The following is a 12636-nucleotide window of genomic DNA, read 5'->3' as shown; positions in this document are numbered from 1 at the left end:
GTGCTTGGGGGGCGGCCGCTCCTTTTGTTTAACACCCCCCGCCCGACTCCCGGCGCGGGCGGTATGTCCGGCCGCCGCTGCGCCCCCGCCGAAGCGGCGACGGACAACAGGCCCTGCGGCACCGCGTCCAATGACGCGGGCCCGCCTTGCTCATCCGCTCCATGCCTCCGGCGACCCTTCTCTGTGCGGCGGCCTCCTCGCCCGAGGAGGCCGCCGCACCTGTATTCAGCAGTAGCCGATCCACCCTTTGGTTCCGCCCGCTTCACCGTCCGGGTGGGGCGGGCGGAACCAGCCGGGCGAGCGTGAGCCCCGGCCCCACCGCGGCGGTGAGATCGGGGCCGCGCGCTGCCCGGTAACGAGTCGGCATCCTCCGGGGGAAGGGCCATTGACACTCCGCTGACGGGGCCCGTACGGTCCTGTCCCAAGCGACTGGAAAGTTTCCTAACAGTTCGCCACAGGCCCGAACCGGCAGCCCCGGCCGTCCCGAGGAGGAGGATCTTCGCGTGACCAGAAGCACCGCCAAGGCCCCCCTCGCCGGCACCCCCAGCCTGTTGCGCGCCATCAACGACCGCGCCGCCCTCGAACTCCTGCTGGAGAACGGACCGCTCTCCCGCACCCAGATCGGCACCCTGACCGGGCTCTCCAAGCCCACCGCCTCCCAGCTGCTGGCCCGCCTGGAGGCGGCCGGGCTGGTGCTGCCGGTGGGCACCACGGCCGGCGGACCCGGCCCCAACGCGCAGCTGTACCAGGTGAATCCGGCGGCCGGCTACGTCGCCGGAGTGGACGTCACCACCAGCCGTGTCCGGGTCGCGATCGCCGACATCACCGGCTCCACGCTCGCCGAGCACGTCGTCCCCACCAAGGGCTGGGCGGCCGCCGAGACGGTGCCCCGGGTCGCCGGAGCGGTCGCCGGGGCGGTCCGCGCGGCCGGCCTCGCCGAGGGCGGCCTGCACACCGTGGTGATCGGCGTCGGCGGCGCGCCGGACCCGGTCTCCGGCAAGCTGCGGTACGCCTCCCACCTGCCCGGCTGGCACGCGCCGCGGCTGGCCGAGGGCCTGGCCGCCGCGATCGGCGCGCCGGTGACGATCGAGAACGACGTGAACCTCGCCGCCGTCGCCGAGCAGTCCTCCGGCGCGGCCCGCGGGTTCGAGGACTTCGTGCTGCTCTGGGCCGGCGAGGGCATCGGCGCGGCGATCGTGATCGCCGGCCGGCTGCACCGCGGCTTCACCGGCGGCGCCGGCGAGGTCGGCTACATGCCGGTGCCCGGCGCACCGGTGGTCAAGGACGTCCGCCGCCGCAACTCCGGCGGGTTCCAGGAGCTGGTCGGCGCCCCCGCCGTCCGGGCCCTGGCCAAGGAGCACGGGCTCGGCGCGCCGACCGCCGAGGAGTCGGTCGCCAGGGCGCTGGCCACCCCGGGCGCGGGCGACGCGTTCCTCGCCGAGCTGGCCGCCCGGCTGGCCGTCGGCCTGGCCGTGATCGTCGCCGTCGTGGACCCCCGGCTCGTGGTGGTCTCCGGCGGGGTGCCGAACGCGGGCGGCGAACGGCTGCGGGCCCTGGTCGCCGAGGAGCTGGCCCGGATCGCCGCCGCCCGGCCGGAGGTGCGCGGCAGCGCGCTGACCGGCTCCCCCGTCCTGCTCGGCGCGCTGCAGCGCGCGCTGGCGGCCGCCCGCGAGGCGGTCTTCTCCACACACTGACGATCCATCGCACGCCGACGCACCGCAGCACGCCGACGCACCGACAGCACCGCACCGCGCTCCCCCCGCAGCCCGACGCTCCACCGCACGCCCTGCACCCACCTCTCCCCTACCCCCGAACGCGGGACCCGAGGCAATGACGCCTGCCCGCGCAGCCCCAGGAGGACCTCGAAGTGCACTCCACCACCTCCCACTCCCGCAGAAGCCGCCGGACCATCGCCGCCGCGGCCGGCAGCGCCGTCCTCGCCCTGCTCGCCACCGCCTGCACCGGCAGCAGCGACGGCTCCGGCAGCGACGACTCGGCCAGTGGCAAGGACGTCACCATCACCTTCTGGCACGGTTGGAGCCAGGAGTCCGAGGTGAAGGCGATCAACGACAACATCGCCGCCTTCGAGAAGACCCACCCCAACATCAAGGTCAAGGCCGTCGGCAACATCGCCGACGACAAGGTCAACCAGTCGCTGCGGGCCGGCGGCGACGACGCGCCCGACGTGGTCTCCTCCTTCACCACCAACAACGTCGGCATGTTCTGTTCCACCAAGGCCTTCGTCGACCTCAAGCCGCTGCTGGCCAAGTCCGGCATCGACACCGCCAAGACCTTCCCGGCCGCGATGCTCGACTACACGCAGTTCCAGGGCAACCAGTGCTCGCTGCCGCTGCTCGGCGACGCCTTCGGCCTGTACTACAACAAGAAGGCCTTCGCCGACGCCGGCATCGCCAACCCGCCGAAGACCTTCAGCGAGTTCGCCGACGTCGCCAAGCGGCTCACCGTCGCCGAGGGCGACAGCTACAAGCAGCTCGGCTTCATGCCGCTCTACCACGGCTACGAGTCGACCACCGAGCACTTCCTCGGCCAGTTCGGCCCGACCTACTTCGACGGCTCCGGCAAGTCCACCATCGCCACCGACCCGAAGGTCGCCGCGATGATGAAGTGGCAGAAGGGCCTGGTCGACCAGCTCGGCGGCTACGACAAGCTGGACAAGTTCCGCTCCACCTTCGGCGAGGAGTTCAGCGCCAAGAACCCGTTCCACACCGGCCAGGTCGCGATGGCCATCGACGGCGAGTGGCGCACCGCCTCGCTCGCCACCGACAAGCCGGACTTCGAGTGGGCCACCGCGCCGTTCCCGGTGCCGGACGACCAGCAGGACACCTACGGCCGCGGCTACCAGACCGGCACCATCGTCGGCATCGCCAGCACCAGCAAGAAGCAGGCCGCGGCCTGGGAGTTCGTCAAGTTCCTGACCACCGACACCGACGCGGTCGTCTCCTTCGCCAACGCGATCCACAACGTGCCGAGCACCCTCGCCGCGCTGGAGTCGCCGAAGCTGGTCGCCGACGAGAACTTCAAGACCTTCGTGAACATCGCGAAGAACAAGAACTCCGGCACCACGCCGGCGGTCGTCAACGGCGGCGGCTACATCGTCTCCCTGCAGAACCTCGGCTACGACTACGAGTCCGGCAAGCAGGCCGATCTCGCGGCCGGCCTCGCCGCCACCGCCAAGGAGATCGACGCCGCCATCGCCCAGGCCAAGTAGCGTCCGGCCACCCGCGCGTCCGGCCCGTCCACGGAGCTCCCATGTCACTCGCGTCCGCCACCCGCAAGGGGGCCGGAGCGACCGCCCCGGCGGCGCCTCCCGTGCAGCAGCAGCTGCGCCGGAAGCGCCGCCGGGCGGCGGCCCGCAACCTGGCCTTCCTCTCCCCCTGGCTGATCGGCTTCAGCGTCTTCTTCCTGTACCCGCTGATCTCGACGATCTACTTCTCGTTCACCAAGTACAACGGCTTCGGCTCGCCCGTCTTCAACGGCCTGAAGAACTGGGACTACGTCTTCAACGACCTCCCGGCGTTCTGGCAGGGCCTGCGCAACACCCTGTGGCTGGTCGTCGTCATGGTGAGCCTGCGGGTCGCGTTCGGCCTCGGCATCGGGCTGCTGGTCACCAAGATCAAGAGCGGGGTGGGCTTCTTCCGCACCGCCTTCTACCTGCCCTACCTCGCCCCGCCGGTGGCCGCGACCGTCGCCTTCGCCTTCCTGCTCAACCCCGGCACCGGCCCGGTCAACCACTTCCTCGGCGAGATCGGGCTGCCGCAGCCCGGCTGGTTCGCCGACCCGGACTGGTCCAAGCCCGCGCTCACCCTGCTCGCCATGTGGGGCGTCGGCGACCTGATGGTCATCTTCATGGCGTCCCTGCTGGACGTGCCGAGGGAGCAGTACGAGGCCGCCGAGCTCGACGGGGCCGGCCCGTTCCAGCGCTTCCGGTACGTCACCCTGCCGAACATCTCGCCGATCATCATGTTCGCGGTGGTCACCGGGGTCATCCAGACCATGCAGTACTACACGCAGGCGTACGTCGCCGGGAAGGTCGCCGGCGGCATCGCAGGCAACTCCGGCCAGCAGTTCGAGCCCGGCTACCCCTCCGGCTCCACCTGGACCCTGCCGCAGATGGTCTACAACCTCGGCTTCCAGCGCTTCAACTACGGTGCGGCGTGCGTCGTCGCCCTGGTGCTGTTCGTCATCTCGATGGCCGTCACCTCGGTGCTGCTGCGCCGCCGGTCCGGCTTCATGGCCAGCGACGACTAGGCCCTCGCTTCCGGATCGCGCCGGGCGGACGCCGCCGGAGCACGCACCTCGACGGCTTGTCGTCGGTCGCCAATGCTCCGCATGGACTCCCTCCTCCGCACCGCCGATGCACGCACTCCAACGACGCCCGCTGATCCGACGTGATCCGAAAGCGAGGACCCTGGCCCAGTGAGGACACGATCATGACTCTCAGCTCAACCCTCCCCGCCGAGGCGCCCGGCCGGGGCGCCGCCCGCGGCCCGGCCACCGCCGCCGCCCGCACCGCCCGCCGCCGCGCGCTGCTCAACTGGGTGGCCGTCCACTCGCTGGCCGTCGCCGCCGGGCTGTTCTTCCTGCTGCCGTTCGTCTTCGCCTTCCTGACCTCGGTGATGTCGGACAGCCAGGCGCTCACCACCGACTACTGGCCCACGTCGTGGAACTGGGGCAACTACAGCAAGGTCTGGAACACCCCCGGCTTCCTCACCTGGTGGCGCAACACCCTGCTGTACGCGGGCCTCGGCACCGTGCTGACCATCGTCTCCAGCCTGCCGGTCGCCTACGCGCTCGCCAAGTTCCGCTTCCGCGGCCGCAACCTGGCGCTGATGGCGGTCATCGCGATGATGATGCTGCCGCCGCAGGTCACCATCATCCCGATGTACCTGTTCTGGGCGAAGCAGCTGGGGCTGGGCGGCTCGCTCTGGCCGCTGATCATCCCGATGGCCTTCGGCGACGCCTTCTCGATCTTCCTGCTGCGGCAGTTCCTGATGACCATCCCCAAGGAGTACATCGAGGCGGCCCGGATCGACGGCTGCGGCGACCTGCGCACCCTGCTGCGGGTGGTGCTGCCGATGGCCAAGCCGGCCATCGCCGCCGTCGCCCTGTTCCAGTTCTTCTACTGCTGGAACGACTACTTCGGCCCGCAGATCTACGCCAGCAGCAACCACGACGCCTGGACCCTCTCCTACGGCCTGGAGTCCTTCAAGGGCGCCCACCACACCAACTGGAACCTCACCATGGCCGCCACCCTCCTCGTGATGGCCCCGGTGATCGTCCTCTTCTTCTTCGCACAGAAGGCCTTCATCGAAGGCGTGACACTGACAGGGGTCAAGGGCTGATGTCCGCACTCAAGCTGGCCATCGTTGGCGGCGGTTCGACGTACACCCCGGAGCTGATCGACGGCTTCGCCCGGCTGCGCGACACCCTGCCGATCGGCGAACTCGTCCTGGTCGACCCGGCCGCCGACCGGCTGGAGCTGATCGGCGGGCTGGCCCGGCGGATCTTCGCCAAGCAGGGCCACGGCGCCGTCGTCACCACGACCACCGACGTCGCCGCGGGCGTCGCCGGCGCCGACGCGGTGCTGCTGCAGCTGCGGGTCGGCGGGCAGGCGGCCCGCAACCAGGACGAGACCTGGCCGCTGGAGTGCGGCTGCGTCGGCCAGGAGACCACCGGCGCCGGCGGCCTCGCCAAGGCGCTGCGCACCGTCCCGGTGGTGCTCGACATCGCCGAGACGGTCCGGCGCGCCAACCCCGACGCCTGGATCGTCGACTTCACCAACCCGGTCGGCATCGTCACCCGCGCCCTGCAGGACGCCGGCCACAAGGCCGTCGGGCTGTGCAACGTCGCCATCGGCTTCCAGCGGCGCTTCGCCAAGCACCTGGGTGTCGACCCTGAGCTGGTCCGCCTCGACCACGTCGGCCTCAACCACCTCACCTGGGAGCGCGGGGTCACCCTGCTCGACGCTCCCGGCGCGGCCGGCGGCCGCGAGGTGCTGCCCGAGCTGCTCTCCGGCTTCGGCCGGGAGATCGCCGAGGACCTGCACCTGCCCCAGCGGGTGATCGAGCGGCTCGGCGTCGTGCCGTCCTACTACCTGCGGTACTTCTACCAGCACGACCTGGTGGTGGAGGAACTGAAGTCCAAGGGCTCGCGCGCCGCCGAGGTCGCCGAGATCGAGCGGCAGCTGCTGGAGATGTACGCCGACCCGGCCCTCGACACCAAGCCGGAGCTGCTCGCCAAGCGCGGCGGCGCGTTCTACTCCGAGGCCGCGGTGCAGCTCATCGCGGCGCTGCTCGGCACCGGCGGCGGCACCTCCGTGCAGGTGGTCAACACCCGCAACGACGGCGTGCTGCCGTTCCTGCCGGACGACGCCGTGATCGAGGTGCCGGCCGAGGTCGACGCGGCGGGCGTGCGCCCGCTGCCGCAGCGCCCGCTGGAGCCGCTGTACGCCGGCCTCGTCGCCGCCGTCACCGCGTACGAGCACCTCGCCCTGGACGCCGCCCTGCGCGGCGGCCGCGACCGGGTCTTCGACGCCCTGCTCGCCCACCCGCTGGTCGGCCAGATCGAACTCGCCGACCAGCTGACGGACCGGCTGCTCGCCCACAACCGCGAGCACCTCGCCTGGGCCTGACCCGCCCGGCCTCCGTCCCCCGTCCCCGTCCCCGTCCGGGCCGCGCCCGGCCCCCGGTCCCCGGCCCGCACTCCGTGGGGGAGTGCGGGCCGGATCGCGGGCGGACCGCGCACCCCCGGGTGCGGGCACCGGGCGGAGACACGCCACCCCCGGCCGGGAAAGACCCCCGGCCGGGCCACGTACGACGAGCCGCGGGAACCCCAATGACCCACCAGCCCGAACCGCACCTGCCCGGCGTCCTCGCCATCGACGCCGGCAACTCCAAGACCGATGTCGCCCTCATCGGTACCGACGGCTCCGTCCTCGGCTCCGCCCGGGGCGGTGGCTTCCACCCGGCGAAGACCGGTGCCGCCGCCGCAGTCGCCGAGCTCGCCCCGCTGGTCGAGGAGGCCGCGGCGGCGGCCGGGGCCGCCGGCTGGACCGGCCCGCTGACCGCCCACGTCAGCGCCTGCCTCGCCAACGCCGACCTGCCGGTCGAGGAGGAGGCGCTGCGCGTCGCCCTGGAGTCCCACCCGTGGGGCGCCGGCAACACCGTCGTCAACGACACCTTCGGCCTGCTGCGGGCCGGCACCGACGGTCCGTGCGGCGTCGCCGTGGTCTGCGGCGCCGGCATCAACTGCGTCGGCCTGCTGCCCGACGGCCGCACCGCCCGCTTCCCCGCCCTCGGCGAGCTCACCGGCGACTGGGGCGGCGGCTGGGGCCTGGCCGTCAACAGCATGTGGCACGCCGTCCGGGCGGAGGATGGGCGCGGCGGGCCGACCGGCCTGGCCGCCGCCGTCGCCGACCACTTCGGCCTGCCCACCGCCATCGCCGTCGCCGAGGCCGTCCACCTCGGGCACCTGCCGTCCACCCGGCTGCACGAGATCGTCCGGGTGCTCTTCGCCGTCGCCGAGGCCGGGGACGCCACCGCCCGGTCGCTGATCGACCGGCAGGCCGACGAGATCGCCCGGCTCGCCGTCGTCGCCCTGCGGCGCCTGGAGCTGCTGGACACCCCCACCCCGCTGGTGCTCGGCGGCGGGGTGCTCGCCTCCCGGCAGCCGCTGCTGCTCGACAACCTGACGGCCCGGCTGGCCGCCGAGGCCCCGCTCGCCGAGCCGCGGATCGTGGTCGCCCCGCCGGTCCTCGGCGCGGCGCTGCTCGGGCTGGACCGGCTGCAGGCCGGACCCGAGGCCCAGGAGCGGGTCCGCAAGGCCTACGACCCGGCGCACCCCGTCGCCGCGTAGCGCCTCACCGTCGCCGCGCGACGCCTCACCGTCCCCGCCCCCGCCCGGTCCGCACACCCGGCGGGGGCGGTCGCCCGGAACCGGGTCCGCGGATTCCGCGTCCAGGTGGATGTCTCGTCCGGCCACGTTCCTGGGAGACTCGCCCCATGACCGCGCCCCGCCGCCTCCTCCTCGCCGCGCTGCTCTGTTGCGCCGCCACCGCCGGGCTCGCCGCCTGCACCCCGATCGACGAGGACCCGACGCTGGCGATGGCCTCGGAGGACGTCGAGGACGCCGAGGACCTCGACGACACCGAGGACCCCTCGGACTTCGCCGACGAGGAGTCCTGGGACGCCCCCGGCTCCCTCGCCCCCGACTTCTTCTCCGCGGACTCCTCCTCCCCCGCCCCCTGCGCCACCCCGGCCGGCCGCCGGATCGTCCGGATCCTCGACGTCACCGACGGCCGCCTGACCGTCCGCCCCGCCTGCACCCCCGACGCCGACCCCGCCACCCACGCCCTGGCCGCCCACGCCACCGCCACCCTGGTCGACCTCCCGCACGACGAGCCCGCCAAGGAGGTCCAACTCCCGGTCCTCCTGGACCACCTGGACACCTGCCTCACCGGCGGCGAGCCCGAGCCCCCCTACGCCTGCTGGGGCAACACCTACGACGTCGTCCTGGACGCCCGCGGCCGGATCACCCGCATCCGGGAGCTGCCGCACCCCTGACCGGGCCGCTCCCGGCGGGGCGGACATCGGGGGTTCGACACGGCGGGCTTGACCTCAACCGCGGTTGAGGTTGTCGGATGGGGTTCCGGCGGTGATCGCCGCCGGAGGATGCCGATGTCGGGGAGGGGTGCTGGTCATGGCGGACGGGCTGCTGGTGGCGGGGGACGTGCCGGTGGAGGTGCGGGAGGCGGTGACCGGGGTGGTCGCGGCGCTGGAGGACGCGTTCAACCGCAAGGACGCGGAGGCGCTCGGCGCGCAGTTCGGCGAGCGGGCGTCGTGGACCAACGCGGCCGGCCGGCGGCTGGACGGGCGGGCGGCGATCACCGCGTTCAGCGGGCCGGCGATGCGGGAGCTCCTCAAGGACGCGTACGCCCGCTACGAGGTGGTGAAGCTGCTGGCGATCACGGACGGCGTGATCGCCGTCAACGTGGCCCAGACACCCACCGACGCCGCGGGCAGGCCGGTGGAGGGTCCGCACGGCCGGGCGCTCTACGTGGTCGCCCGGCAGGCGGACGGGTGGAGGATCGTGGCCGGTCAGAACAACGCGGTCGATGCCCAGTCCGCAGCGTAGGTCCTGACCGGTCTCGGACCGGGGGCCGCCTCCTGATCCCGTGATCGTGCCGGGGAGGCGGCCCCCTTCGTCGTCAGGGGCGTCGTCAGGGGGGCGCCGTCAGGAGGCGTCGTCCCGGGCGGGGCGGACGGCGATCGCGTCGATCTCGACGAGCATCCCGGGCAGCGCCAGCGTCGCCACCCCGCTGAGCGTCTGGGTCGGCAGCCGGTCGCCGAAGGCGGCGCGCACGGCGCCGTTGAGGACCTCCAGCTTCGCCAGGTCGTGGTCCTTGACGAACGAGCCGAGCCGGACGACGTTCTCGAAGCCGAGGCCGACACCGGCCAGCGCCCGGCGGAGGTTGGCGAGGGAGAGGTCGACCTGGGCGGCGAAGCCCTCCACCGCGACCTGGCCGGCCGCGTCGGAGGCGTACTGCCCGGCGAGGTAGACCGTCTGGCCGGGGGCGGAGACGGCGTGGCTGTAGCCGAACGGCGTGGGGTCGTGCAGGTCGGGCGGGTTGGTGATGGTGCGGTTGTCGGTCACGGGGTTGCTTCCCTTCCGGTGCGGTGTCCGCTGTCCGGCCGGGACAACGTCCGACGGTCCGCGATCATCCGCTCCGTGACGGAATGTCACCCGTTGGCACCCACGCGGGCGGCGAGCGCGGGCGGCAGCGGGTACGGGCGCTCCGGGGGCAGCAGCCGCTGCGCCTGGGCGGCACGGCCCCCCTGGAGGAGGTCGGCGATCCGCCGCACCTGCGGGGTGAGGTCGGTGATCCCGGTGATCCACTCCTCGGCGAAGGTCCGGATCAGGGTGCGGCCCACCCCGACCTGGATGCTGTAGTGGTTGAGCGCGGCGCCGCGCAGCGAGCGCTCCGGGTCCCACTGGACGTGCACCTCGGCGCGGGCGAGCACGGCGGGGTCGGCGGTGGTCAGGACGGCCCGCCCCAACGCCTCCTCCCAGCCCTCCCGGGTGATCCGGACGGCGAGGACGCGCTCCTGGCCGGGCTTGCGGGCCCAGTTGCTGCGGTGCATCAGCCAGCGGAACGAGGGCTTGATCCACGTCATCCGCCCGAAGGAGAACGGCGGGACGAACCGCCCGGCGGCGAGGGCCGCGTCGGCCACGGCGGGGGCGTAGGCCTGGTAGACGACGACCGTGGCGGCGTCGTGGTCGGCCCGGATCCCGTACAGGTGCGACATGACAGCGGACTCTGCCAGCGCGCCGCCGCCCGGGGCGAGCGGTTTTCCCGTGCGCCCCGGCCCACCTGCGGTTCTCCGTCCGGCCCGGCCCGGGGGCGGGCCGCCCCGGCACCGGTTCGGTACGGAGCGGTGCGCGGCCGCCCCCCGATCGCTACCATCGCAGTCGCCGCGGCCACCTGTCAGCGGGTGGCCTGGACATTCTGGGGGGCCCATGTCCGAGCTGCTCACCGACATCACCGCGATCGCCCCGTACTTCACGGTGGCCGCGACCGCCTTCGGAACCCAGCTGGCGGAGGAGGCCGCGCAGCGCGTCGCCACGGGGACGGCGGACGCGGGCGAGGGCTTCTTCCGCCGCCTCTTCGGCCGGCGCTCCGGCGAGGTCGCCGAGGTGCTGGACCGTCACGACCTGCCCGAGGAGCGGGTCGACGGCCTGCTGGGCGGCCTCGACGAGGCCGACCGCGCCCGGCTGGCCGCGGCGCTCACCGCCTGGCTGCGCGGCGCGGCGGCGAACGGCCTCGGCGCGGAGCGGCTGGTGGAGACCGTCCAGAAGCAGGTCGTCATCAACTCGTCCGGCGAGCGGGCGTTCAACGCCGGCCACATCGAGAACTCCACGTTCACCTTCGGGAACTAGCGGTGGGCCCCGAGCACCCGGGTCCGGACCGGCCCGCCCAGATCCACTCGTCCGGCGGGCAGGCGTTCAACGCCGCCCACATCGACCGCTCCACCTTCACCTTCCTCAGGAACGTCGACCCGCGCTCGCTCGTGGCGCTGCTGCCGCTCCTGGTGGCCCTCGGCATCGCCGGGTACGCCGCCCTGTCCTGGCCCGGCGGCCCGCAGAGCCAGTACCCCTTGTTCTACGCCGCCCTCGCGGCCGGCTTCGTGCTGTCCGTGCGGTGCGCCGTCGCCGGATCGGGATCGGCGGGGGTGGCGCGCACCTGGTCGACGGCGGGTCTGCTGCTCGTCGTGACCGCGCTGCTCGCCTCCCTGCTCGGCCTGGCCGGACTGGAGGAAGTCCGGCGCAACGGCGAGATCGCGGTGGAGATCTCCGTCCGGGCCACCCAGCCGCTCACCGGCTCCGGGACGCAGACCCTCGTACTGCCCGCGCCGGCCCCCGGGAAGGCCCGGGACCGGCTCCGGCTCGCACTGACCCTCGCGGACGACGACCCGGCGTCACCAACCTGCGTCCACAAGACGACCGCGACGCTCACGGCGCTCACGCCGGGGGTCACCCCGGGCGTCCAGCGGGTGCCCGCGCAGTCCGTGGTGGAGTTCGACCTCGGCGGACAGCGCGGCGAGGTGGCCGTCGAGATCTCGGTGCAGACCCGGCAGAACTGCGTGATGCGGGTGGCGAAGGCCGACGGGACGCTCTTCAACGACTGATCAGGATCCTGGGGGGACGCACATGACGGACACACGACGACGGCGGTCCGCGCTCCGGGCCGCCACCGCGGCGATCCTGCTCGCCCTCGCCGCCGGGGGGTGCGGGGCCGAGCCGGAGCCGTCGATCTTCGCCGACAAGAAGAAGGTCCGGATCGGGGCGAAGAGCGACCAGCCCGGCACCAGCCGGGAGCGGCACGCCGGCGACTTCGACGGACTGGACATCGCGGTGGCCCGGGAGCTGCTGGACCGGGTCGGGGCGGAACCCCCGATCTTCAACGGCATCATCTCCAAGAACCGCGCCCCCGCCCTGCGGGACGGGGACGTCGACCTCGTGGTGGCGACCTTCTCGATCACCGCCCAGCGGATGCTCCCGGTCAAGGAGGGCGGGGAGGGGCTCGACTTCGTCGGCCCCTACGCGTCCACGCAGCAGGGCATGCTGGTGCGGGCGGCCGACCTGGAGCGCTACCACACCCTGGACGACCTCAACGGCCGGCTGGTGTGCGTCTGGAAGGGCACCACCTCGGCCGACGAACTGCGCAAGCCCTCCTACTCGGCGATCCGGCTGCGGGAGGAGGACGACGCGGGCTTCTGCGTCAACGCGCTCAAGGCCGGGGAGGTCGACGCGGTCTCCACCGACCAGCTGATCCTCTACGGCTTCATGGAGGCGGAGCCGGCGCTGGCGGTCGTGCCGGGGATCGCGTTCGGCGCGACCAACGACTACGGCGTCGCCCTCGCCAAGGGCCACCGCAAGGACTGCGAGCGGCTGCGGGACGCGCTCAGGAAGTACGTGGTGAGCAACGAGTGGGACCGCGACGTCCAGAACAACCTGCCGCAACTGCCCCTGGAGCGGCGCAACGAGGCCAGGCCGACCGAGATCGAGATCGACGCCGCGTCCTGCCGCGACCGCCCGGCCAACGCGGCCGTGAAGTGA

13 protein-coding genes are annotated in these 12636 nt (G+C 73.1%); 11 read left to right on the top strand and 2 right to left on the bottom strand.

Features of this window, described 5'->3' with window-relative positions:
• Positions 1-503: 503 nt before the first annotated feature.
• The 8 genes from ACFC0B_RS22155 to ACFC0B_RS22120 all read left to right on the top strand — a co-directional run bounded on the left by ACFC0B_RS22155 (position 504) and on the right by ACFC0B_RS22120 (position 9153).
• Positions 504-1694 carry an ROK family protein gene (locus ACFC0B_RS22155; RefSeq protein ID WP_376088249.1) on the top strand — a complete coding sequence of 397 codons (1191 nt, stop codon included), beginning with the start codon at positions 504-506 and terminating at the stop codon, positions 1692-1694.
• Positions 1695-1867: 173 nt separating this feature from the next.
• Positions 1868-3229 (top strand): ABC transporter substrate-binding protein, encoded by a 1362-nt coding sequence (locus ACFC0B_RS22150; protein ID WP_376088246.1) that lies wholly within the window; start codon positions 1868-1870, stop codon positions 3227-3229.
• A gap of 41 nt (positions 3230-3270) precedes the next feature.
• Positions 3271-4269 (top strand): carbohydrate ABC transporter permease, encoded by a 999-nt coding sequence (locus ACFC0B_RS22145; protein WP_376088243.1) that lies wholly within the window; start codon positions 3271-3273, stop codon positions 4267-4269.
• Positions 4270-4451: 182 nt separating this feature from the next.
• Positions 4452-5363: a carbohydrate ABC transporter permease gene (locus ACFC0B_RS22140; protein ID WP_376088240.1), complete on the top strand. Its 912-nt coding sequence runs from the start codon at positions 4452-4454 to the stop codon at positions 5361-5363.
• A complete protein-coding gene (locus tag ACFC0B_RS22135) occupies positions 5363-6652 on the top strand; it encodes a 6-phospho-beta-glucosidase (protein ID WP_376088237.1) in 1290 nt (429 codons plus the stop codon). The genes ACFC0B_RS22140 and ACFC0B_RS22135 overlap by 1 nt, the downstream gene beginning before the upstream one ends.
• A gap of 203 nt (positions 6653-6855) precedes the next feature.
• Positions 6856-7875: an N-acetylglucosamine kinase gene (locus ACFC0B_RS22130; RefSeq protein ID WP_376088234.1), complete on the top strand. Its 1020-nt coding sequence runs from the start codon at positions 6856-6858 to the stop codon at positions 7873-7875.
• 146 nt (positions 7876-8021) lie between these two features.
• Positions 8022-8582, top strand: a complete 561-nt coding sequence (locus tag ACFC0B_RS22125) for a hypothetical protein (RefSeq protein WP_376088231.1) — start codon at positions 8022-8024, stop codon at positions 8580-8582.
• Between the two features lie 136 nt (positions 8583-8718).
• Entirely contained in the window at positions 8719-9153 is a 435-nt protein-coding gene (locus ACFC0B_RS22120; RefSeq protein ID WP_376088228.1) for a YybH family protein, read from the top strand.
• A 99-nt stretch (positions 9154-9252) separates the two neighbouring features.
• On the opposite strand, the gene ACFC0B_RS22115 is transcribed toward ACFC0B_RS22120, so the two are convergent.
• Entirely contained in the window at positions 9253-9672 is a 420-nt protein-coding gene (locus ACFC0B_RS22115; RefSeq protein ID WP_376088225.1) for a RidA family protein, read from the bottom strand.
• 86 nt (positions 9673-9758) lie between these two features.
• Entirely contained in the window at positions 9759-10325 is a 567-nt protein-coding gene (locus tag ACFC0B_RS22110) for a DUF4291 domain-containing protein (protein ID WP_376088222.1), read from the bottom strand.
• Positions 10326-10536: 211 nt separating this feature from the next.
• Between ACFC0B_RS22110 and ACFC0B_RS22105 the strand changes: the two genes are divergently transcribed.
• The 3 genes from ACFC0B_RS22105 to ACFC0B_RS22095 are packed head-to-tail and all read left to right on the top strand — an operon-like array spanning position 10537 to position 12636.
• On the top strand, positions 10537-10956 hold the full coding sequence (locus ACFC0B_RS22105) for a hypothetical protein (protein ID WP_376088219.1): 420 nt from the start codon (positions 10537-10539) through the stop codon (positions 10954-10956).
• Positions 10957-10958: 2 nt separating this feature from the next.
• Complete coding sequence (locus tag ACFC0B_RS22100) at positions 10959-11705, top strand: hypothetical protein (RefSeq protein ID WP_376088216.1); 747 nt, start codon at positions 10959-10961, stop codon at positions 11703-11705.
• 22 nt (positions 11706-11727) lie between these two features.
• Positions 11728-12636, top strand: coding sequence for a transporter substrate-binding domain-containing protein (locus ACFC0B_RS22095; RefSeq protein WP_376088213.1), 909 nt, complete (start codon positions 11728-11730; stop codon positions 12634-12636).

The organism is Kitasatospora sp. NPDC056184, from assembly GCF_042268405.1.
Classification (GTDB): Bacteria; Actinomycetota; Actinomycetes; order Streptomycetales; family Streptomycetaceae; genus Kitasatospora.
Note: the sequence above shows the minus strand (reverse complement) of the source record. Positions and strands in the feature narration are given on the sequence as shown.